Origin of the sequence: Nocardiopsis synnemataformans (assembly GCF_965343085.1) — a bacterium.
Classification (GTDB): domain Bacteria; phylum Actinomycetota; class Actinomycetes; order Streptosporangiales; family Streptosporangiaceae; genus Nocardiopsis; species Nocardiopsis alborubida.
This window is the reverse complement of the sequence record NZ_CBDRFA010000055.1, coordinates 1-24,144: the sequence shown is the minus strand read 5'-3', so window position 1 is coordinate 24,144 and position 24,144 is coordinate 1. Positions and strand designations below refer to the sequence as shown.

The window sequence follows — 24,144 nt, the reverse complement described above, 5'->3', positions numbered from 1 at the left end:
CGGGGCACACGCCTGCCCGCTTCTACTCCGGGTAGAGGGCGTCGGGGACCTCCACCCGCGCCCAGTCGGTGTCCGCGCCCAGGTGGAAGGACGGGTACGCGGGCTGGTTGTAGCCGGTCTGCTGCCGGGCCACGTCCACCCGGTACTGCGGGTCGTGCATGAGGGTGTGCAGCCGGTGTCCGGTCACCTCGGTGCTGGTGAGGATCCGCAGCGCGCCGCTGTCCCGCGTGCGCAGCACCAGCTCCTCGCGCCAGTCGCCGAGCACGTCCGCGACCAGGGCGGGGTTGCCCTTCGTCCCGTTGTTGGTGAGCGTGCCCCCGGCGGTGAGCAGCGTGCCGCGCCGCCAGTCCTCGATCCTGGGGGGCTGAGTGCCCTCGATGGTCTGCGTGGTCATGTCGGCGGACCAGCGGATGCTCATGTTCGTACCCGGGGTCTCATCGCCCAGGAACTCGCCGCTGGCGCTCCACAGGCCCGCCTCGGCCTCACCGCCGGGCGGCATCGAGGACCACGCCTCCAGACCGGGGACGTCGGGGTCGACGTCGCCGACCATGCCCCGGCCGGTGTCGGTGCCCGTGTACCCGCCGAACAGCACCTCGCCGGTGGCGGCGTCGCGCATCGCGAACCCGTACGGCGCGTACCTGCCGCCCTCGTGCACGGTCCAGATCTCCAGGCCCTCGCGCTCCGGGTCGAGGTCGCCCACGTGCATCGCGTCGCCGTGCCCGAGCTTGGTCGTCTCGCCCTCGATGTCGCTCCCGGGCGGCCCCTCGGCGTGCGAGGAGTACAGCAGCGACCCGTCGTCGTCCAGGGTCGCGGAGCCGTAGACGATCTCCTGGCGTCCGTCGCCGTCCACGTCGGCCACGCCGAAGGAGTGGAAGCCCTGGCCCGCGAGCGTGCCCGTGTCGGGGTCGGAGCCCCGGCCGCCGTGCGGGGAGGCGTTGAACGGGTTGTCCATCGGCACGTGCCCGCTGTCCGCGATCCAGCGCGTGCTGATGTCCTCGCCGTCGAAGTCGTAGGCGGCCACGGCCGAGCGCGTGTAGTAGCCCCGGGCGAACACCGCCGACGGGCTGGCGCCGTCCAGGTAGGCCACGCCGGACAGCAGCCGGTCCACCCGGTTGCCCGGCTCGATGCGCGACATCGCGTAGTCGCCCCACAGGAGGCCGTCGTCGCCCCGGCCCGGCTCGTAGCGGACGGTGTCCAGCTCCACGCCGGTCTCGCCGTCGAACACCGTCAGGTACTCGGGGCCGTCCACGACGAAGCCCTCGAACTCGCGCAGCTCGTTGCGCGCGCTGCGCGAGGGCGCGTACTCGTCGAGGAAGAAGTCCGCGAGGGCCCCGGCGTCCGGCTCGCTCAGCGGGTAGTCGTACCGGGGCTCCTCGCCGAAGGCCTCCTCCAGGGTGGCGGGCCAGTTCCCGGCCACGACCTCGGGGTGCTCGTGCCAGCCCAGGAACATCTCCACGACGTGCTCGCGGTAGTCCTCGGCGCTCATCCGGTAGTCGTCGCCGTGCCCGACCCCGGCCTCGACGTCCTCGCGCGGCAGGGTGATGTGGTCCCCGGAGGCCTCCCCGTCACCGCCATCCCCGAAGGTCAGCGTTCGGGTGCCCGGAGCGGTCTTGAGCATGATCTCCGAGCGGCCGTCGCCGTCGAGGTCGTAGACGACGAACTGCGTGTAGTGCGCGCCCGACCGGATGTTGACGCCCAGGTCGATGCGGTGCAGCAGCTCGCCGTCCAGGGTGTAGGTGTCCACGTACGTCGGGCCGGTGTAGCCCCGCTGGGAGACGTCCTTGGAGTTGGTGGGGTCCCACTTGACGACGAACTCGTACTGTCCGTCGCCGTCCACGTCGCCGACGCTGACGTCGTTGGCGGTGTAGCCGTACTCCTCGCCCGCCGGGGTGGTGCCGCCCTCGGGCTTCTGGAGCGGCAGGTCGTGGTGCCCCTCGGCCCACACGGCGGCCTCGCCCTCGGGGCCGACCCCGGGCCTTCCCCGGGGGACGGGGACGACCCGGTACTCGGAGTCGGCGCTGCCCTCCTCGTCCAGGAAGTTGGTGCTGTCGCGCACGATCGCGATGACGTCGCCGTCCCGGTGCACCCGGAACTGCGGGCCCCGGAGCCCGGAGTCGGTGTGCCCGCCGACCTCGGGGGCCAGCAGGCGCCAGCTCAGGAAAACGCCTTCCGAGGTGTCGACCGCGACCAGGCCGCGATCCAGCCGTTCCAGCTGGATGCCGGAACCGGTGTCCGGCTCGGCCAGCGCGGTGGAGCTTCCGGCCATCACCAGGGCACATACGCCCGCGACCAGCGGACTCGTTCTTCGGACGGAACGCGGGGGGATCCCCATGGGCACGCCTCCTTGTACGGCGGGGTGACCCACGTTACAAGGCAAGCGCTTTCCTACCAAGACCCCCACGGGACCTACCGCCGCACACCAACAACACGCGAACGGATGCGGTTCCGGTGGGCCCGCGGGCCCGACCGGAACCTCCCTCCCGGCGTGGTCGCAGGTCCCCTACGGGACGAGAATCGCGCGGCCCCGGATCCGTCCGGCGCCGAGGTCGTCCAGCGCGTCCTGGAAGCGGTCGAGCGGGTACTTGCTGGTGTGCAGCCGCACGTGCCCCCGCGCCGCCAGCACCATCAGCTCGCACAGGTCGTTGTAGGAGCCGACGAGGTTGCCGACGAAGTTGATCTCCGCCGAGATGACGTCGATCGTCGGCACGTCGATGTTCTCGCCGTACCCAACGACGTGGTAGTCCCCGGCGCGGCGCAGGAACCGCACACCGTCCGAGGTCGCCCCGCCCTCCCCCACGAAGTCGATGACCACCTCGGCACCGTGGCCGCCGGTGAGCTCCAGGACCTGCTCGACCTGCGTGCCGTCCGCGACCACCCCGCGGTCGGCGCCGATCGATGTGGCCAGGGCGACCGCGTCGGCGTTGCGGTCCACGGCGATGATCTCGGCCGCGGTGATCGCCTTGAGCACCTGGACGCCGATGTGCCCGAGGCCCCCGGCGCCGATCACCACGCAGCGGTCGCCGGGACGCAGGCGGCGCGCGGCCTTGGCCGCGGCGTGGTAGGCGGTCAGCCCGGCGTCGGCGAGCGCGGCCACGTCGGAGGGTTCGAGGGAGTCGTCGATGCGCACCACGCTGCGCGCCGAGGTCTTGAGGTACTCGGCGTAGCCCCCGGCCGTGTCGATGCCGGGGAAGAGGTTGTTCTCGCAGTGGACGTCGTCACCGGAGCGGCAGGCCCGGCACAGGCCGCAGGTGATCAGCGGGTGCACGATGACCTTGTCGCCCTCGGAGACGTTGGTGACGCCGCTGCCCACGGCGTGCACCCAGCCCGCGTTCTCGTGGCCGATCGTGTAGGGCAGGGTGACGCCGGACTTGCGCGCCCACTGCCCCTCCAGGATGTGGATGTCGGTGCGGCACACTCCGGCGCCGCCGATCCTGACGACGACGTCGAAGGGACCGGTGACCTCCGGGGCGGGCACCTCCTCCATGCGCGGGTTCTGGCCGTAGCCGACGACCTGGACTGCCTTCATGACTGCCTCGCTTGAACGGTGAGCGGAAGTGTGTGGGCGGGCGGGGCCTGGTCGGTCTCCGACCCGGGATAGCGGGTGCGCAGCAGCCCCCGGCAGAAGTGCGCGTTGCCCTCGATGGAGATCCGGGTGGAGCGGGCGAACCGCAGCCGCAGCGGGACCTCCTCCCGGGGGAAGGGGTTCCCGTGGTCGTCCACGAGCACGCGCGCGGACGGGTCGTCGTCCAGCCCGAGCGCCGCGCGGCGCCGCAGGAGCGCCCGCCCCGCCCGGTCGTCGGGCAGGTCGGCGAGGGTGAGGTCGTGCAGGTCCTCCTCGGCGAGGCCGGGGTCTGCGCGCAGCAGCAGGGTCAGCGCCCGCTCCATCGCGGCGGCGTGGGCCTTGCGCCGGAAGACCAGGCGCAGTTCCTCCAGGTCCTCCTGCGCCTCGTCCCCGAACGTGCCGCGGTAGCCCGCGTCCGCGGCCAGGCCGCGGTTGATCCTCTCCGAGTCGTGGTGGTCGTCGAGGAGGACCGCGACCCCGCGCACGCCGGGCAGGTCGGTGAGCACGTCCTTGGCGTCGGAGGCCATGAGGTAGGCGAAGTTGGGCGCGCAGAACGAGGTGGGCAGCCGCAGGTGGACGGTGAGCGCGCCGCCGTCGGCCCTGACGGAGCGGACGAAGCCGAGGTCGGTGACGGGCTCGTCCAGCTCGGGGTCGTGGACCTCGTCCAGCGCCCGCAGCGCCGCGAGTTCCAGTTCGGTGTGTCCGGGCGGGCGCATGTCAGACCACCGCCTTGGCGTCGGCCTCGGTGTCGGTGTCGGCCGTCAGACCCAGTCCCTCGGGCACCTCGATGCCGTACATCGCGGCCGCGTTGAGCCCGAGGATCTTCTTCTTCTGGTCCACGGTGACCGGCGCGTACTCGGTCATGTCCTCGGGGATCTGGAAGTCCACGAACTTCTCCACCAGCCAGCGCGGGGTCCACAGGGCGTAGTCGCTGGAGAACTGGATGCGGTCCTCGTCCAGCCAGTACAGCAGTTCGCCGAGGATCTGCGCGAAGTAGCGCGGCCGTGTGTGGATGAAGGGGATCGCCACGGCCAGGCCCGCGTGCACGTTGGGCTCCTGGGTCGCGATCCAGCAGAAGTCCTCCAGGCGGGGCAGCCCGCAGTGCTCCACCACGAAGTCGAGGTCGGGGAAGTCGGTCGCCGCGTGGTCCACGTCGGCCACGTCGAAGGCGTCGCGGTCCAGCGGCCGGATCGTGGGCCCCTTGTGGACGTGGATGTTGCGGATCCCGAGTTCCTGGCAGGTCTCCAGGTAGCGGTAGGTCCACGGGTCGTCCAGCTTGTACCCGCGCGAGCCCTCCTTCCACTCGGCGGTGTAGAGCTTGACGCCCTGGAGCCCGAACCTCTCGGCGTCACGGCGCAGCCACTCCAGCCCCTCCTCCTCGAAGCGCGGGTCCCAGCAGTGGTTGTAGGTGAGCTTGTCGGGGTGGGCCTGGGTGAGCGCGAAGGCCTCCTCGGCCTGGCCGAACCCGTTGCGGTAGAAGGCGCCGAGGTGGGCGGGCTGGAAGATCGCGTGGTCGACGTAGCCGTCGGTGAACAGGTCGCGCATCAGGCGCTCGCCGCCGTAGTAGAGGAAGTCCTCGTACGGCCACAGCTCCGACTCCGGGCCGAGGTTGCGGTGGTAGTCGTAGAAGCAGTCGATGAACTGCTTGCCGTGGATGTTGAGCTGGTTCTCGGGACGCGCGTCCCATAGGGCGACGTGCGCGTCCACGACGAAGTAGTTCTCGCCGTCCTTGCTGTACATGCTTCCTCCCACGAGGCCGGGTTGAGGCGGCCGTTTCGCTGGAAGACTAGGGAGACGGACGCAACTCAGGGGTGTGTCGCGTGTCTCAGTTTGAGACAGTCGCTCCGAGGGCTCCGGGACACGGACGAGTAACCTGGCCGTCACGCGGCCCGGGTGGGTGTACCGACCGTCCGCCCAGGTCGCGGCCAGAGAACCCCCTGGAGGCCGACGTGCACGACCGGACGTGTTCACCGCCCAGACACGCACCCATCGACACCGCCGGACGGACACCGGCGGAGGCTCCCCGGCTGCGCGCCTCGTGGCGGCGCAGCGAGCACTACGGCGTCTCCGCCGAACAGGTGGAGCCCGCGTTCACCGGTTCCGTCGACACCGACTCGCTGCTCTACGAGTGCGGCAACGAGGTCCTGCGGGGCATCCAGCGAACCATCGCCAACGAACCGGTGAGCCTGATGATCACCGACAGCGAGGGATTGGTGCTGAGCAGGCTCGCCAACGACGCGGCGATCCTGCGCTCGCTGGACCGGGTCCACCTCGCGCCCGGGTTCTCCTACGCCGAACGCGACGCGGGCACCAACGGCCTCGGCCTGGCCCTGGCCGACCGCGCGCCGTCGCTGGTCCGGGCGGAGGAGCACTACTGCACGGGGCTGCGCGGGTACACCTGCGCCGCCGCTCCGGTCCTGGACCCGGCGGACGGCACGCTGGTCGGCAGCGTCAACCTGACCACCTGGTCGGAGGCCTCGTCGGCCCTGCTGCTGGCGCTGGCCCAGTCCGCCGCGCAGAGCACGGCCGCGCTCATGCTCGCCCGGGGCACGGGGCGCCGGATCCAGCCCGCGCCCAGGGGCGCGGTGTTCCGCTTCCGCGCCGCCAGCGGCGGACAGGCCGACGCCTGCGCGTCGCGGCTCTGGCGCGGCACCGTCGCGAAGGCCCGCGAGGCGGTGGGCGGGCGGACGCTGGCGGTCGTGGGCGAGCCCGGTTCGGGCCGGACCTCCCTGGCCTCGCTCGCGCGGCGGCAGGTCCGCGCCCGGGAGAGGGTGCTCAACGCCCGTCCGCCCGCCCCCGAGGACGTGGACTCCTGGCTCACGCTCTGGACTCCCGAGCTGGCCAAGGACGACACGTGCGTGATCGTGTCCGGGGTGGAGGCGCTTCCGGCGTGGGGCGCGAGCGAGCTGGCCCGGCTGCTGGCCGGGGCGCGGCGCGGGGGCGGTCGCCCCCAGCCCTTCGTGGTCACGGCGCGGAGCTTCGACGCGCTCCCCGAGGCGCTGCGGGAGCTGGTGGACACGGTGGTCGAGGCCCCTCCCCTGCGCCGTCGCCCGGAGGACGTGCTGCCGCTCGCGCGGCACTTCGCGCAGGGGGCCCGGGGGCGGGCGATCGGCTTCACCCCGGCCGCCTCCCGCGCACTCGCCGACTACCACTGGCCAGGCAATGTCACCGAACTCAAGCGGGCGGTGTGCGACGCGGCGCTGCGCGCGGACGTCATCGACGTCCACCACCTGCCCGCCGAGGTCTTCCGGAGCAACGGCGGGCGTCGCCTCAGCCGCATCCAGGCCATGGAGCGCGACGAGATCGTCCGCTGCCTGACGGCTCCGGGCGCGACCGTCGTCGGGGCCGCCGCCGAGCTGGGGATGGGGCGGGCGACCGTCTACCGCAAGATGCGCCAGTACAACATCCGGATGCCGCATCAGGAGTAGGCCGTGGTGGGTGGTGCGGCCGGTACCGCTCCGACGGGCACCGCCGTTGGGCCGTGAGCGGGCCGGAACCGCTGGTGGCGGTTCCGGCCCGTGCGCGGTGCTGGTGATGACCGGTCAGGCCAGCACGAGCGTGACGGCCTCGGCGTCCAAGGCGGGCGGCATGAACGGGGCGGCGTGCGGCCACAGGGCCAGGAGGAGGGCGTCAACGCTGGCGGCTTCGAGGAGTCCGGTGGGGGTGACGGCCCAGAAGGACTGGGTGGCCTCGCCGTAGTAGACGATCAGGTGCCGGTGGCGGGCCTGGACGGCGGCGGCCTGGGCGTGTTCACGGGCGAACTCGGAGCGGTGGCCGCCCAGGCGGGGCAGGCGTTGGGCCCGGCGGACGCGGCAGGAGGGGTGGTCGCAGACCGGGCAGGCCGGGCCGACGAGCGGGGTGCGGCGCGGAAGCGGCGGGATGAGCCGGGGCATCGGTCGAACGTCGTCCGAACGCCGGGGCGAGGGGATAGGGTTCTGCATCAGATCCTCTTTCCTTGCATATGAGCTGTTTGGTTGTTGGGGGTTCAGGGCCCGGGAGAAGCGTTGGCGCGCTTTCCTGGGCCCGCTTCATGTCAGAGGTCGGTGTGGGTGTTCCAGCGGCTTCCGGTCAGGTCGTAGGCCAGTGAGAACCACACCGTGCGGTAGTGGGCGTTGCCGTTGTCGCCCCATTGGGTGGCGAAGGCGTCCACCATGGCTAGGCCCCGGCCCGATTCGGCGTCCAGGTTCAGGCCGTCCTCCTTGGGTTGCAGGCGGGAGTCCTTGTCGCGCAGGCCGCCCCGGTCGCGGCAGGCCAGGTGCAGGCCGGTGCGGTGGCGGTGGACGAGCAGGGTGTAGCTGCCGCCGGGTCGACCGGAGAGGCTGTGCCGGATCGAGTTGTTCGCGAGTTCGCTGCCGAGCAGGGTGAAGAGGTAGCGGTAGTCGGTGTCCTGGGCGGCGGCGCAGGTGTCCAGGAACGCGCGCACCAGCGGCATCACGGCCGGGGTTCCGGCGAAGTCGTAGCGGCGCATGCGGTAGTTGGGCCGCTCGGGCTGCCGGGTGAAGTAGTGGCGGTGGACCGGCCGGATGAAGCTGGTCAGCGGAACCGTGGCCTCACCCAGCACGGGCATCGGAGCAGGGGCTTTCGCGGGCATGACGAACACACTCCTTGGCGTGAGCAGGGGTTTCGTGGTGCCCGTTGGAGGAGTCTCACGGATGCCGTGATGCGCGGAACGGGCAGGGCGTAGCGTTCAGACCGAAGCGCTGTGCGTGATCGCTCAGTCACTCTCTAGCTTAGAATGGGAATCTCGCAAGTCAAGCGGTTCCAACAAGACTCCCGTTTTGCCCCGATAGGATGCCCCCATGAGCCAGCAGAGCCCGAACATCCGGCGTCGCCGTCTCGGTCACGTGCTCCGAAGTCTGCGTGTAGAAGCCAAACTCACCCTCGAAGCCGCCGCGAAGGGGTCAGGTGTACCTCGGGCCACCCTCGGCCGCATGGAGACCGCCGAGGCACGACGTCTGCGTCGTACCGACCTGGACGCCCTCGCTGACTTCTACGAGGTGGACGCGGAGACACGCAGCGGGATACACGAGCTGGCTCAACAAGCCAAGCAGAGCGGCTGGTGGTCGCAGTACAAGGACGTCTTCGGTGAGCGCGCACTCCCCGATTGGGAGGCCGAGGCCGCCACAATCCGCACCTTTCAAGCGCAGCTCATCCCTGGGCTGTTCCAGACTCCTCGGTACGCGGCGGCGATCTTCCAAGGCGGTCGGGCAATCCCTGAGAAAGAGGTCTCCCGTCCCGTGGAGGCACGCATCAACCGGCAGAGCATCCTCAACAGGGTCAAGCCTCCCCGCATGACCGCTGTGATCGACGAAGCCGCACTCCACCGCCTCGTAGGTGGTCGCGAAGTGATGCACGAGCAGCTCGAACACCTCAGCCATCTCGCAGTACGGCACAACATCGACGTGCAAATACTTCCCTATGAGGCAGGTGAGCATCTGGGCATGGAAGGGTCCTTCACAATCCTGGACTTCCCAGAACCGAAGGACACACCAATCGTCTATGTGGGAACAGCTACTACCAGCCTTTTCCTCGAACGTTCTGAGGAGATCGAGGAGTACAACGTTGCTTTCGGGAACCTTCAGGGGGTAGCACTGTCTACGTCCCAATCAGCAGAGTTCATCAACAATGCTGCCAAATCACTGGAGGAGCAACCATGAGTCACCAGCTCAAGTTCTACAAGAGCAGCTACAGCGGCCGAGACCAAGACTGCGTAGAGGTCGCGCACATCCCTACGAACTTCCGGAAGAGCAGCTACAGCAGCGACAGGGTCGAATGTGTCGAGGTAGCCGACCTCCCCTGCGGCGCTGCCGTCCGCGACTCCAAGCACCCCGGCGCCGGGCATCTCCCCTTTCCCGCCGCCGAGTGGAGCGGCTTCCTGAGAACCGCCCTCTCGCGCTGACCCTCACTACCACCGATGCCCGGCCGCCTCCCCCGAGGACAACGGCCGGGCATCGCTGTTCCCACAGCCCTTGTGCTCCGCCCAGCCTCCCCGGCCGCAGCATCACGGCTCAGCCCAGGGAGTTGAAGATGAACAGAAGCAGGGCGGTCAGCGCGACCGAGACCACCAGGGACATGACGCAACCGAGCCGGTTGCTGAAGAAGACGAACACGGGGCTCCCTCCGTTCGCTGCCGACCCCGAAGGGCCGAGCATGGTCACCGGTCCCCTACCCCGCCTGCCCCACCTCAGCACGATTGCCTCCGGTCGTATCTTCGCTACCTTACGGAACAAAAATCGCCCGCCGCACTTGACTGATCTGATACCCCCAGGCTTGCCATTGAAATTCCGATCCGCACTAGGAGCCAGACAAGAAGAGCTGAAGTGCAAAACTTACAGGGAACGCCATAGTAAATATCAGGAATTGTACCCCCAAAGAAAGGGATGCAAACAAAGCCTCTCCGCCGAATTTCTTCTCAATCCTGAGCGACCTCAAGAAGTCAATAAAAGAAATCAATCCCACAGAGCCGAAATAGGAGAAGCACAGCATGACCCCAACCGAGGTCGCCCCGCCAATCATGGCACCAATCTGCCCCGAAAAGGAATAGCTAAAGAATAACCCAAGACCGTACAGCAGTAGAGTGACCAAAGCAGCCCTAAGGGGAAAAAGAGCAAGGTCTACCTGGAATACGGATCTTGCAAGAGCGACTTTCGCCCTGCCGGCATAGGCACCCTCTTTTCCTTCTACGAGAACATCCAGGTACACTCCCCGCACGGCGGGAACAATAAGACCCAGAACCCAGTCAAAGAACCAAAGGTACCCAACACGGGAGACCTTCCATTCCCTCCTAAAATTACGATCGCGCATATTACACCACGCTTAGTTCAGATAATTCGAAGCACAGCTATTACAGGCATGATCCGCAGCCCCGAAGACACCAAGCGCAGTCTCAGCCCTAGAGCTCACGCTTTGCACAGACGCAGCCACACCGATTCTGCCATTCCATGTACCGGCAATATCACTACGGACTCGCCGGTTGATATTACCCATACCCGGGACCCCCTTAGGAGCCCTGGTTGCAATTTGGGACTGCCTTATAAAAGTCATTGATGCCTGCGCACCTCGGGCCGCCCAACCAACAGGGAGCGGGACCGCGCCAATGATTCCCATAATCCCGCTTCGCTGGCCATGATATCTCATGTCACGGTATCCCAAATAAGCGCCCAGGGCAGCGGCGCCTACACCAACAGCACCACAAACAGGGCAACCAATCATTCCTACAATACCGCCCACAAAAGATACATCTTTAAACATCTGCGTCAAATTGAGACCACTCAAACCTCCTTGAATGGAATCCCAAAAACCATCTCCCGAACTGAAAGCCTCGCTATTCCAACTTCCCCATCGCTCCTCTGCCCAACTGGCGTCATTGAGCGCTTCGGTCTCGGGAGAGTTGGTGTAGCTGACCAGTGGGGGCCTGCTCACCGGAGCCCTAGGCACAGTCTGGAACCCAGTAGTGCGGCGCCACTGCTCCGCGTAACCGCCGCCCATCGACGGGTGCCACCCAGTAGGAGTCTTGGGACGGCGAGGTGGGCCGTGCCAGTTCCCCTGCTTCTTCCATTTCTCTGTCAGAGCGCCGCCCATTGAAGGGTGCCACCCGTTGGACAGAAGGTCCTTCCAGTTCAGGCCGTTCGGGTCAGTGAATGAGACAGGGTTGTTGTTCGAGTACACATACCCGTTCATTTTCTGAGCATCAGCCAAGTCCATCAACGGGTCCACCGAGATGAACCGGCCCAGAGCCGCGTCATACGCTCGCGCGCCGAGCTGGGTCAGTCCTGTGGACTCATCGACCGTGCCGTCCACGAAACCGCGCTCGCCCGGCCACTCCCCCGCGGCCTCACGGTTCTCACCGAACACGGTCATCCGCCGCTGGACGACGTCTCCCCAGATCGCGTCCACCGCCATCTCACCCGTGCCGTGGTGGTCGGAGAAGACCCAGTGCAGGTCCCCGTCGTTCTCGCGCACCGCGACCGTCTCACCCGCGTGCTCGAAGTAGCGCGTGGCCTCCTCGGTTCCCGCGGCCGGGTCCCAGGTCACCTCCATGCCCGGAAGGTACAGGGTGGTGGCCCCGTGCGCACGCCGCAGCAGCCGCTCACCCCCGGCGTCGTAGACGTACTCGGTCCTGTCCACACCCTCGGTGACGCTGGCCAGCTCGCCCTCGGGGCCCCACTCCAGGACCTGGTCACGCTCGCCTGTGGTGCGGCGGACCATGTTCCCGGACGCGTCGTAGTCGTAGGAGTGCTCGGTGACTCCGCCGACGCCCTGTTCCTCGACCGCGGCGACGGCGTGGGCCGGGCCCTGACCCTCCTCGGGGGACGAGTACGAGCGCGTCGTCTGTCCACCGCCCGGCGCGTACTGGATCTCCTCGACGCGGTTGCCGGTCTCGTCGTAGGTGTAGGAGTGCCAGTACGGAGCGGCCCCGCCCAGGTTCTGGGCGTCGGGCTCGGCGGCACAGGCCTCCTCGCCGGTGGCGTTCGGAGTCCACACCTGGCTCAGTCGGCGCAGGTGGTCGTAGTCGAAGCACTGCACGTCGCTGGCGCGCTGCGGATTGGTGGGCTCGTCGCTGACCCGCAGCAGGTTGCCGATGTCGTCGTAGGCGTAGGTCTTCGTGGACAGCGAGTTCTCACCGATCTCCGGTACGACGCTGGCCATGCTCAGACGGTTGGTCTTCTCGTCGAAGTCGAGGGTCTGCCAGGTCTTGTCCGTGCTCAGGGGTCTGCGGCTGAACTCGCGTTGGACGAGGTTGCCGATCTTGGAGTAGACCGCCTCGGTGACGATGTGGTCGTTACCGGTGATCGACGTGACGTTGCCGAGGTCGTCGTACTCGTAGACGACCGTTTCGGGAGGTAGGTTCGCGGCGCCGGGCATGTCCCGTCCCTGGACGCTGCCGTCGGGATTGTACGTCGTCAGGAACAGGTAGCGGCCTGCCAGCCCTCCTTCAGCCCCGGGGATCAGCACCTGCTGGGCCAGCGGACGCCCCATGGCGTCGTAGCTGAGCACCTGGTCGGTGTAGGAGCTGCCGTCCTCGTGGCGTGTGGAGGAAGTCAGCTGTCCCGTTGCCACGGTGTCGTAGGCCCAGGACGCCCGAACGGCCCCGTCCGCGGAGTCCTCCCGCAGATGGGTCTTGCGTCCCAGGGCGTCATAGGTGGTGTGCAGTGTCTGGTCGCGGGCGTCGGTCGCCGACACCAGCCGGTCGAGACCGTCGTAGTCGAACGTCGACGTCCCCGTGTCGGGGTCGGTCTCGGTGACCTTCCGACCCAGCAGGTCGTAGGCGTAGGACCAGGTGTTGCCGCCCGGGTCGGTGACGGTCTCCAGCTCACCGCGCGCGGTGTAGGTGTAGGTGGTCGCGTCGTAGTCCCCGGTGGGTTCCTCACCGTGGTGCTTGCGCAGCTCGACCACGTTGCCGCGGGCATCGGTGATGGACGTGGTTCCCGTGCCACCTTCGGGAGTGGTGGTCAGGGTGCGGTCGCCGTGGTGCTCGGTGGTGGTGCGCCACTGCTCCACGCCCCGGGACATCTGGACGACGTCGGTGGCCCGGTCCGCGCCGTCGTAGACGGTACGGGTCCAGCGGGGAACCTCGTCGTGGTTGTTGACCACGAACAGCTCCCCGACCGGGTCCTCCTCGTTGTGGTAGGGCTCGCGCTTGATCACGGTGTTGCCGCGCGAGTCCAGGAAGGTGTCGGTGATAACCCGCCCGCCCTCAGGCGAGGGGGCCTGGGTCTGCCGTTCGCGCAGGAAACCGTCGAGGATCTGGTAACTGGTGGTGTAGTCCCCGTCGGCGTTGAGACTGTGGCTGACGACCGTGGTGGGCGCGTCCTTGCTCACGTGGTACTCGAACCGCATGGACGGGGAGGCGTCACTGGAGCCCGTGCGGTCGGCGAGCCACACGTCGGTCAGACGGCCGAGCGGGTCGTAGGCCAGCTCGGTGCGGTTACCGTCGGCGTCGACCTCGGCCACGGGCTGCGAGCGGGCGTCGAACTCCTCGACGGTGACGTGTCCCAGGGCGTTGGTGGTCTCCACCTTCACGTCGTGCCCGCCGGGGTGGGCGGCGGTGTAGGCGGTGGTGGTCGTGCTGCCCTCCGCGTCGGTGACCTCGACGGCGCGGCCGTACTCGTCGAACTCCGATGTGGTGACCGTCTGGTAGACGGCGCCCTCGTCGTCGTAGTCGGTGGCCCGCTGGGTCTGGGTCGGGCGGCCCTGGGTGGGCGCCTCTCCGAAGCCCTTTCCGTCGTAGAGGGTGCGGGTGTCGCTGACGATCTGGCCCTCGGACGGGGTGCCCTCGCAGTCGGAGGCGACCGTGCGAGTGTGGGAGACCAGGCTCAGCAGGTGCTTGCCGGTGTTGCGGGCGTAGGCCGTGGAGGTGCACTGGTCGTCGTCGGGGTCGGCCACGTCGCCCCGGTCGTGCACGGTGGAGACCATGCCGTGGGAGTCGAAGGTGTTGACCGTGCTGGTCTGGCGGAACGAGCCGTCGGCCAGCGCGGTGTAGACGTCCGTGCTCTTGGTGTTGGTCATGTGCGCGCCGCGCTCGTCCCAGGAGTGGGAGCTGGTGGCGGTCTCGCGCTTCCAGGGGGTGGTGACGGTCCTGGAGACCACATCGCCGTCCACCCCGTTGCGGACGATGACCTCACGGGGCTGGCCGTTGAAGACCTCCTCGTCGGTCACGCTGGTGCCGGTGGAGTCGGTGACCTCCGCCGACCGGGTTCCGTCGGGCAGGTGGTCGCCGTCCATGCCCTGGTAGAACAGGTGCTCGGTCTCGGTTCGCACCTCGTCCTCATGACCGGTGCGCACGATGACGCGGTCGTAGCCGCGCCACTGCGACCACGTGCGCCTGTCCTCCTGGACGAATCCGTCGTCGTCCATGTACCGCCAGGCGCCGTCACCGACGTAGTCGTAGCTGGTGATCCGGTCGGGCTGACCGCCGACCAGGTCCTTCTCGACCAGTGCGACGACGGGGTACTTGGCGAACCAGTCGGTGATGTCGTCCGCGCCGCCTTGGTGGGAGCGGATCACCGGGAAGCAGGCCTTCGTGTTCTCGTGCGGCTCGGGGGTGTCGCCCTCCACGCATTCGGGCTCGGCGTAGCGCACGTCCACCTGGCCGCCGGTCTCGGTGTAGACGGCGCTGACGCGCCACTTGTTCATCGGGGCCAGGCCGTCGGTGGTGGAGTCGACGCGGTTGGGCATCGGTGTTCCGCCGAAGGTGATGGCGGGGTAGGCCTCGGTGCCGCCGACGTGTCCGGTGTGGGTGATGGAGTCCAGCCACAGGGCCGGGTCGGTGCCGTCACCCGGCTCGGGGAACGTGTGCTTGAGCTTCCAGGTGTCGACGGTGGCGTACTCGTCCCCGTCGTGGACCTGGGTGGTGATGGTGTCGAGCTTCTTGGTGGTCCAGAAGGTGGGTGAGTGCTGCCCGGCGCAGTCGCTCTCGCACTCCTGGTCCAGAGGCGTGTCGGGCCAGTGCTCGGCGTTGTCCTCGGTGCGCTCGTCCTCGGCGCAGTCGAAGCCGTCCTCGGGCAGGCAGCGCTCGGACACGGAGTAGGTCACGCGTGCCGGGGCGGTGGCGTGGGGGTCGTCGTCGCGCAGGCCGTACTCGGTGCGCTTGAGGTGGCCGCCGCGGTCGTAGGGGGTGGCCTCGGACTCGAAGTGGCGGCCGTAGTTGTTGGTCTCCGCCTCGTAGTAGTGGGACAGGGCGTTGCCCTGCACGTCCACCACGTAGTCCAGGTTCCAGCGCCAGGCCTGCTGGCACCAGGCGTCCTCGTCGGAGGACTTGTGGCAGGGCTCGCCGGAGTCGTTGCCGTAGACCGGCACCGTCCAGGCCGAGTCGGTCTCCTCGTCTCCGGAGGAGTGGCCGGGCAGGCGGTTGAGGCCGAAGAAGTACTGGGTGCCGTCGGTGGTGGTGACCTTCCAGTGCTCGCCGTCGTTGTCGCCGTTGGTGGTGCCGGTCAGCCGCTCGACCTTGGAGCCGTCGTCGTTGCGGGGGGTCCACTCACCGTCGTCGTAGACCAGCTCGGTGGAGCGCCCGCCCAGGTTGAGGGTGGCGTTGTGGTGCGACCAGCACTGGTCGGGGGTTTCGGTGTCGTCGTCCTGGCAGGTGATGTAGCGGCGTTCGATGTAGCCGGGGTGGTAGTCGAAGCCCTCGCCGATCCAGGAGGTCTGGTTGTTGGTGTCCGACACGCGTCCGTCCACGGACTGCGAGGAGTAGGACAGGCTGATGTCGGGCTGGAGACCGCCCGCCGTGTTCGGGGCGGCCATGGGGTAGGTCCAGGAGAAGTCACCGGTCTGGGGGCCGACGTTCCAGGTGGAGGAGGGGCTCAGCGAGGTGGCGGTGTAGTCACCGGTGCCCTCCTCGCTGGTGCCGTCGGCGGCCGCGGCGACCAGGACACCCGACGAGGTGGCCGGGACCACGGCGGACAGGGTCCGGGCCTCGGTGTCGTTGGCCGAGTCCAGGCCGTGGGAGGACAGGCAGGCTTCCTCCGCGTCCTCCGCGCACTCCGTCAGGGCGACCAGGGACAGGCGTGATCCGTAGTCGGCGCCGTAGGCGGTGGCGAAGTCCGTGTAGTCGACCTCCACCCGCACGGGTCCGACCGCGTCGGAGCCGTCGGTGCGCGTCACCCGCAGTGCCAGGCCGGAGACGCCCAGAGCGGAGGCCGCCTCACGGTCCAGGATCTCCACCTCGGCGGCGGTCACCGGCTCCGGTGTGGTTAGCTCGGTGTTCTCGGGTTCTTCGGTCCCCTCGGTCGGCTCGGGCTCGGGTGCCTCCGCCGCGGGCTCGTCCTCTTCAGTCCCGGACGGCCCATCACCCGGCAGCGACTCCTCCGGCTGAGGGCTGGGCCGGGTCTCCTGGGGCTCTTCTGTCTCGGGACCGGACGTCTCCCCCGGAGCCGGGGCGCTGCCGTCCGTCTCGGGTTCGGCGGGGACACGCCGCTCGTTGCGGGTTCCGTCGTTCTCCTCCGGTACGGCGTCCCCGTCCTCCTCGGGAAGAGGCGAGGTCCATTCCTCAAAGTCTGCTCCCTCGACAGCGTCGATCACCACCACGCCGTTCTCGTCCTCAGTGGGAACGCTGAAGGAGCGCGCCTCCGCTCCGCCGAGGTCGAAGGAGGTGGCGCCCGACTCCGGCCACTCAGCCGGTTCCAGCGAGGTGACGGCGGCGTCGGTGGCCGCGCTGTCAGCTTCGATGGCGGCCTGGACCGCGGTGTGACCGTCCACCGACTCGGGCTCAGCCACCTCGGGACGGGTGTTGTAGGCCAGCGCCGATGCGGGCATGGCCGAGGCCAGCCCGGCGGCCAGCACCAGGGCGACGAAGGAGACGAGGGGTTTGCGACCGCGCCGGGGCGCGGCGCTCTGGGGGATGTCGGACACGGGGGCGACCTCCTACCCGGTGAAGCCGTGTTCGCCGGGCAGCTCTCACTGGTTTGTCGGGGGAACGCAGATGGAGACGGGTGAGGCTAGGTCACGGGCAGCCTTCCCAGGCGGACCCGGTACAAATCTGTTTCGGTGAGCACACCCTGGTAGAGGTGGACGTCGCTGATGTCACCCGCCCAGGCGTCGGAGAACTGCTGCTCGAAGAGCGCCCCTCCGATGACGATCGGGCCGCCGGTGTGCCAGGCGTCGGTGACTTCGGCGCTGCCGTTCTCGACTCCGTCGACGTAGAGGGTGACCCGGCGCGAGGTGTGGTCGTAGGTCGCGGCCAGATGCGTCCATCGCCCGAAGTCGGGGGCGTGGTCGGACAACGCACGGTGCCAGCCGGAAGCGTCCATGGTGTCCTCCGGAGGCAGCTTCATCACCCAGTTGTCCCACTCGAAGGAATGCTGGTAGCTGAGGTAGAAGGCACTGTGGAAGTCGCCGTCCTGCGCGACCGCGGTGGAGTTGTGTCCGACCTCGTCCAAGCGGACCCACGCGGCGACCGAGTAGCTGCGGTCCGTGCGGATGGCGGCGTCAGCGGTGCGGATGTGTTCCTGCGCGGTCGGATCGAGGCTGACCCCGGGTGCCCAGGTCACCTCGTTGAGGGCCTGGTTCCAGGCGGTCAGCGGGTCGCCGTGCAGTGTCGCGGTCAGTCCGTGGTCGGAGGAGTCGGCGACCGAGGTGCCCTCGGTCTCGTCCAGTTGCCAGCGCCCTTCCAGGGCGGCGGGGCGGTTGGCCAGTTCCCAAACCTCGGAGCGGGCGTCGTAGTCGCGGATGGTGGCGCGGAACGTGACGGTGGTGTCGTTGATCAGGCGGGGGTTGTCCTGGTCCGTGGAGCACACTCCGCCCAGGGAGTCGAACATGGTGGAGGTGGCCACCTGGGAGGGCTTGTTGTTGTAGTCGATCACCAGTACCGGCGGTTTGCCGTCGATGTCGAAACGTCGCCAGGCGGTGGTGCCGGACTCGTCGCGTTCCTTGAGGCGCAGGTAGACATAGGACTCGTCGTTGTCCGCTCCCCACTGGTAGGCGGCGGTGGCGTCGAACTCCACACCGCTGCTGGCCGGACAGGTGGCCCAACCGCCCCTGACGTTTTGTGTGTCGAGCAGGGTGCGTGTGGTGGGTTGGTTGTTCCAGGTGGTCTTGCTGTTGAACCTGTCCGTGCGGTGCAACTGCACGTAGGAGTTGCTGTTGCAGCTGTAGGCCCACTCGACCTCGGTGCGCAGGGTGGCCGAGTGAATCGTGGTGGTGTCCTGCTTGATGCGGCCCGGCACGGAGAACTGGAAGAAGGCGCGGCGGGTGTAGACGCGGTCCCACTCGATGCGCCCCACGCCCGCGCTTTCCTCGTCGGGATTGAAGTAGGCCTGGTTGGGAAAGGCGCGGTCCACGGAGGCCCAGTTGGGGCGGCTGGCGCTGACCGAGGGGTCGATGTAGACCGGGTACTCGGTGGTCTCGTCGGTGAGCATGCCCTGGTCGGGAACCAGGCGGATGGAGTCCACCTCGACCTCGGTCTCGACCAGTGCGGTACGGGCCCCGGTGGTCGGCGCCAGGAGCGGGTCCTCGCCGGACGCCTCGTCCTGGCCGGTGGAGTCCCACATCGCCGGGGCCTGAGCGGTGAAGACGCTCTGTCCGCCCTCGTCGCCGATGGCCTCGATGTTGCCGTGCTCGTCCGCGACGACGCTCACCCCGGTGGCGTCCAGGGGGAGTTCGAGTTCGGCCAGTTCCGGGGAGGCGGCGGCCTCGGGGGTGTGCACGACCAGGACCTGGGTGAAGCCCTCCACACCGGCGGTCAGGACCAGGTCCACGTCCGGCAGCACGTCGGCGTAGGTGGCCTGGTCGCCGTCCAACATGGGTACGGGCAGTTCTTCGACCCAGTCGAGCGCGACGCTGTTGGAGCCGATACCGATCCGGGCCATCGGGGCGTCGCCGCCGCCGGAGAAGGCGATGTCCATGCCCGCCGCTCGCGGACGGACCAGGCCGTCGTCACCGGCGGCCAGGGTGGTGTCCACATCCACCCAGCCGTCCGCGGAGCGCACGCGCGCCGGGATCGCGGAGACCTCGGCGGTGAAGGTGCCGTCGGGGTTGGCGAAGTGCCGGGTCTTCTCGTCCGTCAGGGACGGGATCTCCACCGGTTCCCCGGTCTGTTCCGCCAGCGCCAGTGCGTCGAACTCCTCGCTGGTGCCCTGCGCGTCTTCGCTGCCAGGTGGTGTGGAGTCGTCGTCATCGGCCGCGGCGGGTACCGCGGTCAGGAGTGACAGGGCCAGCGCGGCAGCGGTGGTCACCGCCGCCACCCGGGTCAAGGGGGAGAGCATGGGGGATGCCTGTCTTGTGTTGTTGTGGCGGAACGTCATCCCCGAAGGGACCCGATCACAGTTACTTCAAACCGGACAGAAAGTTGCTAGTTACGCCTACGGCGACACAAGGCACACAGAGTCACCCCCATTCACCACAGCGAAGCCCAAACAGGGGCTGGGAACGCTGACATGGACGCAAACCCGTGTGACCGGATCCGGCCACACGGCGTCCTGGCCGGGCCACGGGCAACGACTCACTCTGGCCCGGGCAGAGCGGAAACCCCTGACCCCCGCGACACATGGGTACCAACCTGACGTAGGAGTCTTGCATCTGCCCGACAAATCATGAAGGTTTTCTCCTAGGGCAGACCCGGACGCCGCGCACGGTGACCGCACCGCAGCGCATCCCTTCCGGCTGCGCCTGTCCGCACGACAGAAGCCGGAAGGAGCCCACGTTGGCGAAACCGCACCGGAACCGTCCCGCTCACCCGCCCGCCCGGGGGGCGGGACGGGTCTCCCGAGCCGTAGCCCTGGCCGCAGCGCTCACCGCGTCGCTGCTCCACGCGCCGCACACGGCGACGGCGGCGGCCGCTCCGGCCGCCCCGGCGACGAACACCTCCGCCGAACAGTGCGCGGTCGATCCGCAGGCGCCGCCCAAGCGGCAGATGCGCGCCGAGTGGATCGCCTCGGTGGTCAACATCGACTGGCCCAGCGAGCAGGGCCTCTCGCCCGAGGCTCAGCAGGCCGAGCTGATCGACCTGTACGACCGGGCGAAGGCCGACGGGCTCAACGCCGTGTTCGTGCAGATCCGGCCGACCGCCGACGCGTTCTGGCCGTCCCCGCACGAGCCCTGGTCGGAGTGGCTCACCGGCACGCAGGGAACCGACCCCGGCTACGACCCGCTGGCCTTCGCGGTCGAGGAGGCGCACGCCCGCAACCTGGAGTTCCACGGCTGGTTCAACCCCTACCGGGTGGCCATGCACGACGACCCCTCGCGCCTGGTGGCCGAGCACCCGGCGCGGGTCAACCCGGACTGGGTGTTCGCCTACGGCGGCAAGCTCTACTACGACCCGGGCATCCCCGAGGTGCGCGCGTTCGTCATCGAGGCGATGATGCACGCGGTCGAGAACTACGACCTGGACGGCGTCCACTTCGACGACTACTTCTACCCCTACCCGGTGGCGGGTGAGACGGTGCCCGACCAGGACACGTTCGCCGAGTACGGCGGCGGGTTCGGCGACATCGGGAACTGGCGGCGCGACAACGTCAACCGCATGGTCCAGGAGATGGACGAGGCGGTGCACGCCGCCAAGCCGCACGTGAAGTTCGGCATCAGCCCGTTCGGGATCTGGCGCAACGACACCAGCGACCCGAACGGTTCCGACACCGGCGGGTTCGAGTCCTACAGCCAGATCTACGCCGACAGCCGCAGGTGGGTGCGCGAGGGCTGGGTGGACTACATCAACCCGCAGGTCTACTGGGAGATCGGCCTGCCCGTGGCCGACTACGCGGTGCTCGTCCCCTGGTGGGAGCAGGTCACCGAGGGGACCGACGTACACCTCTACATCGGCCAGGCCGCCTACAAGGTCGGCAACGCGGGCGCCTGGTCCGACCCGGGCGAGCTCTCCCGGCACCTGGACCTCAACCGCGAGTACCCGGGCGTGGACGGGGACGTCTACTTCAGCGCGAACTCGCTGCGCACCAACGCCAGGGAGGCCATGGACATCGTGGTCGAACAGCACTACGCCCACCCCGCCCTGATCCCGGTCAAGGAGGACCTGGGCGGGTCCGCGCCCGAGCAGCCCGTGGTCACCGCAGCCGCTCGGGCCGACGGCGGCACCGAGCTGACCATCCGCCCCGGTCGCGGCGGCAGGCCCGCCTACTACGCGGTCTACGCCCTGGACGGCGCGCCCGGACGGCAGGAGGTCCCGTGCGCCGTGCAGGACCCGCGCGCCATAGTCGGCACGGTGCGCGCGGCCGAGGACGGGGGCGAGACGGTCTTCACCGCGCCCGGCGGCGGGGACGTGACCTACTACGTGACCGCCCTGGACCGGCTGCACCACGAGAGCACGCCGAGCAACCCGCGGCACGTGCCCTGACGTCGGACGGAGCGAGCGGGGCCCGGCGCACGCGCCGGGCCCCGCGGCCGTTTCCCCGTCCACGTCCGCGTCCGTCCCCCACCCGGACGACGGCGCCCCGGACCCACGTCCCCGTCCGCACCGTGGTCGGTCCGTGGTCGGTCCGTGACACCACGGCGACGGACCGGCGAAGAACACGCCAACTCCCCCGCCCGAGCCTGGCCGCGTCGCGCGCCGCTGGGCCAGACTCGCTGGGACCGCCCGCTTCCCCCCATGAAGGGACGCAGAGGATGACCCTCCCTCCACGCTCCCCCCGACTCCTCTCCCCACTGCTCGCCCTCGCCGTCGGCGCCGCCCTGCTGTCCCCCGCCCCGGCGGCCTCGGCGGTACCCGTCCCGGCCGAGGCGGCCCAGGCCGTGGCCTCGCCCGTCGACCACGTGGACCCCTTCATCGGGTCCACCAACGGCGGCAACACCTACCCCGGCGCGGTCCGGCCGTTCGGGATGATCTCCTGGAGCCCGACCACCACACGCGGGGACCAGACCGACACCGGCGCGGCCAACGGCTACTCCTACGACGTCACGCGGGTCCGGGGCTTCGCCCTCACCCACGTCAACGGGGCCGGGTGCCATCCCGGGGCCGCCGGGGACGTGCCGATCATGCCGGTCACCGTGCCCGTGGACTCGTCGCCCAGCGCCGACACCCGCGACGAGGTGTACGCGAGCGACTTCGACCACGCCGACGAGTCCGCCTCTCCCGGCCGCTACACCGTGACCCTGGACAACGGCGTGCGCACGGACCTGAGCGTCACCGACCGGGCGGGGGCCGGGGAGTTCGACTTCCCCGAGGGCACCCCCGCCAGCCTGCTCTTCCGCACCTCCAACTCGCTCAACGGCAGCGAGGACGCCGACGTCCGCATCGACGAGGAGGCCCGCACGGTGAGCGGTTCGGTGCTCACCGGCGCCTTCTGCGGGCAGCGCGCCAACGGCGGCGAGAACAACCGGAACTCCTACTACCGGCTGCACTTCACCGCGCGCTTCGACACCCCCTTCACCGAGGTGGGCACGTGGGAGGACGGCGAGCTGAAGCCGGGAGCCACCACCGCCTCGGGCGGTGAGGGCTACGACCGCGGCCAGCGGCGGGGCCGGGGCTCGGGCGGCTACGTCTCCTTCCCCGAGGGCTCCGACGTGGGCGTGCGCGTGGGCATCTCCTACGTCAGCCCGGAGAACGCCGAGGAGAACCTCGACGCTGAGATCGCCCCCGGGCAGAGCGTGGACGCGGTCGCCGCGTCGGCGCGCGAGGCCTGGAACCGCCGCCTGCGCACGATCAGGGTCGGCGGCGGCACCGACGACCAGCGCACCGCCTTCTACACGGCGCTGTACCACTCCCTGCTCCAGCCCAACCTGGTGAGCGACGTCGACGGCCGCTACCCGGGCATGGACGGCGAGGCGCACCGCGTGGCGGACGGGCAGGACGCCCAGTACACGAACTTCTCCGGCTGGGACCAGTACCGCGCGCAGGTCCAGCTGCTCGCGCTGCTGGAGCCCGGGGTGGCCGGGGACTTCGCGCAGTCCCTGCTCAGCTTCTCCGAGCAGAACGGCGGCGTGTGGGACCGCTGGGTGCACGTCAACGGGCCCACGCACGTGATGACGGGCGACCCCTCCGCCGCGACGCTGGCGACGTTCGCCGCGATGGGCGTGGACGGGTTCGACGCCGGGGCCGCCTACGCGTCCCTGCGAACCCAGGCCACCGAGCCGCACCCCGACGGCCTGTCCGACGCCGGGTGCCCCGGCCAGTGCGAGGGCCAGCGCCCGAACCTGGAGCGCTACCTCGAACTCCGCTACGCGCCACAGGACGACTGCCACTGCTGGGGCGGGGCCGCGGAGACGCTGGAGGCCTCCGTGGCCGACAACGCGCTCGCCCAGTGGGCGGAGCGTCTGGGGCGTGAGGACGACGCCGCGATGTTCGCCGAGCGCGGCGGGTACTGGCGCAACGTCTACAACCCCGGGGCCACGCCGGACGCGGGATACATGCAGGCGCGCGACGCCGACGGGTCCTGGGTGACGCCCTTCGACCCGGGGCGCGACACCGGGTTCGCGCAGGGCACGAGCGCGACCTACACGTGGATGGTTCCGCACGACGTCGGCGGCCTGGCCGAGGCGATGGGCGGCCGGGAGAGCGCGGCCCAGCGCCTCGACGGGTTCTTCCGCACCCCCGACGGCGCGTGGTCGGTGGGCGGCGGCGACCCGCTGCGCTACGACCCCACCAACGAACCGGGCATCCACGCCCCGTGGATGTACAACGCGCTCGGGCAGCCGTGGAAGACCCAGGAGACGGTGCGCGAGATCGTGGACACCCAGTACGGGACGGGGCCGGGCGGCCTGCCCGGCAACGACGACCTGGGCACCATGTCGGCCTGGTACGTGTTCTCGGCCCTGGGGCTGTTCCCGCAGGCGCCGGGGCGCGGCGAGCTGCTGCTGTCGGCCCCGGTGTTCTCCTACGCCAGGATCGCGCCGAGCGGGCGCGACCCGATCACCGTCGTCGCACCGAACGCCGGGCCCGACACGCCCTACATCGGTTCGGTGCGCCTGGACGGACGGGAGCACACGCGCTCCTGGCTGCCGGAGTCCTTCCTCAGCGAGGGCGGACGCGTCACGCACGTGCTGGTCAGCGAGCCCGACACCGCGTGGGCGACCGCTCCGGAGGACCTGCCGGTCGACCGCTGAGGACGTGGGCGGGCGCCGCGCTCTCGGGTGCGGCGCCCGCTCGCGACCTGGTTTCCGGACGGTCGTGGGGACCGTCCGTGACCGTCGCGGGGGGT

Annotated in this window: 14 protein-coding genes; 5 read left to right on the top strand and 9 right to left on the bottom strand. The window is 69.4% G+C overall.

The genetic code is table 11. The features are described from left to right. Positions 1-22: 22 nt before the first annotated feature. The 4 genes from ACSIH6_RS26775 to ACSIH6_RS26760 form a co-directional block, all read right to left on the bottom strand. Positions 23-2,332 (bottom strand): rhamnogalacturonan lyase, encoded by a 2,310-nt coding sequence (locus tag ACSIH6_RS26775; protein WP_488186030.1) that lies wholly within the window; start codon positions 2,330-2,332, stop codon positions 23-25. 168 nt (positions 2,333-2,500) lie between these two features. Beyond that, positions 2,501-3,526, bottom strand: coding sequence for an NAD(P)-dependent alcohol dehydrogenase (locus ACSIH6_RS26770; protein WP_435111113.1), 1,026 nt, complete (start codon positions 3,524-3,526; stop codon positions 2,501-2,503). Beyond that, positions 3,523-4,278: an iron-sulfur cluster assembly protein gene (locus tag ACSIH6_RS26765; protein WP_435111112.1), complete on the bottom strand. Its 756-nt coding sequence runs from the start codon at positions 4,276-4,278 to the stop codon at positions 3,523-3,525. Before ACSIH6_RS26765 ends, ACSIH6_RS26770 begins: the two co-directional genes overlap by 4 nt. Before the next feature lies 1 nt (position 4,279). Continuing rightward, complete coding sequence (locus tag ACSIH6_RS26760; RefSeq protein ID WP_435111111.1) at positions 4,280-5,302, bottom strand: amidohydrolase family protein; 1,023 nt, start codon at positions 5,300-5,302, stop codon at positions 4,280-4,282. A 209-nt stretch (positions 5,303-5,511) separates the two neighbouring features. On the opposite strand from ACSIH6_RS26760, the gene ACSIH6_RS26755 reads away from it, so the two are divergent. Further along, positions 5,512-6,990 carry an AAA-type ATPase lid domain-containing protein gene (locus ACSIH6_RS26755; RefSeq protein ID WP_435111110.1) on the top strand — a complete coding sequence of 493 codons (1,479 nt, stop codon included), beginning with the start codon at positions 5,512-5,514 and terminating at the stop codon, positions 6,988-6,990. Positions 6,991-7,104: 114 nt separating this feature from the next. On the opposite strand, the gene ACSIH6_RS26750 is transcribed toward ACSIH6_RS26755, so the two are convergent. Continuing rightward, the gene (locus ACSIH6_RS26750) at positions 7,105-7,503 is read right to left on the bottom strand and encodes a hypothetical protein (RefSeq protein WP_435111109.1); all 399 of its coding nucleotides are present in this window, start codon (positions 7,501-7,503) and stop codon (positions 7,105-7,107) included. Between the two features lie 92 nt (positions 7,504-7,595). Next, positions 7,596-8,153, bottom strand: a complete 558-nt coding sequence (locus ACSIH6_RS26745; RefSeq protein ID WP_435111108.1) for an ATP-binding protein — start codon at positions 8,151-8,153, stop codon at positions 7,596-7,598. A 208-nt stretch (positions 8,154-8,361) separates the two neighbouring features. Here ACSIH6_RS26745 and ACSIH6_RS26740 point away from each other — a divergent pair, with 208 nt between their 5' ends. Both ACSIH6_RS26740 and ACSIH6_RS26735 read left to right on the top strand, forming a co-directional pair. Continuing rightward, positions 8,362-9,219: a helix-turn-helix domain-containing protein gene (locus ACSIH6_RS26740; protein ID WP_435111107.1), complete on the top strand. Its 858-nt coding sequence runs from the start codon at positions 8,362-8,364 to the stop codon at positions 9,217-9,219. Further along, positions 9,216-9,461, top strand: a complete 246-nt coding sequence (locus tag ACSIH6_RS26735) for a DUF397 domain-containing protein (protein WP_435111106.1) — start codon at positions 9,216-9,218, stop codon at positions 9,459-9,461. The genes ACSIH6_RS26740 and ACSIH6_RS26735 overlap by 4 nt, the downstream gene beginning before the upstream one ends. 395 nt (positions 9,462-9,856) lie before the next feature. Here the strand turns inward: ACSIH6_RS26735 and ACSIH6_RS26730 are convergent, their stop codons facing one another. From ACSIH6_RS26730 to ACSIH6_RS26720, 3 genes are all read right to left on the bottom strand, one after another. Further along, positions 9,857-10,273, bottom strand: coding sequence for a hypothetical protein (locus ACSIH6_RS26730; protein WP_435111105.1), 417 nt, complete (start codon positions 10,271-10,273; stop codon positions 9,857-9,859). Positions 10,274-10,378: 105 nt separating this feature from the next. After that, a complete protein-coding gene (locus ACSIH6_RS26725; RefSeq protein ID WP_435111104.1) occupies positions 10,379-16,912 on the bottom strand; it encodes an RHS repeat domain-containing protein in 6,534 nt (2,177 codons plus the stop codon). Between the two features lie 86 nt (positions 16,913-16,998). After that, a complete protein-coding gene (locus ACSIH6_RS26720; RefSeq protein ID WP_435111103.1) occupies positions 16,999-19,263 on the bottom strand; it encodes a LamG-like jellyroll fold domain-containing protein in 2,265 nt (754 codons plus the stop codon). Positions 19,264-19,700: 437 nt separating this feature from the next. Here ACSIH6_RS26720 and ACSIH6_RS26715 point away from each other — a divergent pair, with 437 nt between their 5' ends. Together ACSIH6_RS26715 and ACSIH6_RS26710 are read left to right on the top strand one after the other, a co-directional pair. Next, a complete protein-coding gene (locus ACSIH6_RS26715; RefSeq protein WP_435111102.1) occupies positions 19,701-21,344 on the top strand; it encodes a glycoside hydrolase family 10-like protein in 1,644 nt (547 codons plus the stop codon). 269 nt (positions 21,345-21,613) lie between these two features. Continuing rightward, a complete protein-coding gene (locus tag ACSIH6_RS26710) occupies positions 21,614-24,049 on the top strand; it encodes a GH92 family glycosyl hydrolase (RefSeq protein WP_435111101.1) in 2,436 nt (811 codons plus the stop codon). Positions 24,050-24,144: the final 95 nt, after the last annotated feature.

Excerpts from the sequence above, each read along its gene's own strand:
- ACSIH6_RS26775 (WP_488186030.1), bottom strand. The coding sequence starts at position 2,332 with ATGGGGATCCCCCCGCGTTCCGTCCGAAGAACGAGTCCGCTGGTCGCG.
- ACSIH6_RS26710 (WP_435111101.1), top strand. The coding sequence starts at position 21,614 with ATGACCCTCCCTCCACGCTCCCCCCGACTCCTCTCCCCACTGCTCGCC.
- ACSIH6_RS26770 (WP_435111113.1), bottom strand. The coding sequence starts at position 3,526 with ATGAAGGCAGTCCAGGTCGTCGGCTACGGCCAGAACCCGCGCATGGAG.
- ACSIH6_RS26740 (WP_435111107.1), top strand. The coding sequence starts at position 8,362 with ATGAGCCAGCAGAGCCCGAACATCCGGCGTCGCCGTCTCGGTCACGTG.
- ACSIH6_RS26750 (WP_435111109.1), bottom strand. The coding sequence starts at position 7,503 with ATGCAGAACCCTATCCCCTCGCCCCGGCGTTCGGACGACGTTCGACCG.
- ACSIH6_RS26745 (WP_435111108.1), bottom strand. The coding sequence starts at position 8,153 with ATGCCCGCGAAAGCCCCTGCTCCGATGCCCGTGCTGGGTGAGGCCACG.
- ACSIH6_RS26760 (WP_435111111.1), bottom strand. The coding sequence starts at position 5,302 with ATGTACAGCAAGGACGGCGAGAACTACTTCGTCGTGGACGCGCACGTC.
- ACSIH6_RS26735 (WP_435111106.1), top strand. The coding sequence starts at position 9,216 with ATGAGTCACCAGCTCAAGTTCTACAAGAGCAGCTACAGCGGCCGAGAC.
- ACSIH6_RS26765 (WP_435111112.1), bottom strand. The coding sequence starts at position 4,278 with ATGCGCCCGCCCGGACACACCGAACTGGAACTCGCGGCGCTGCGGGCG.
- ACSIH6_RS26720 (WP_435111103.1), bottom strand. The coding sequence starts at position 19,263 with ATGCTCTCCCCCTTGACCCGGGTGGCGGCGGTGACCACCGCTGCCGCG.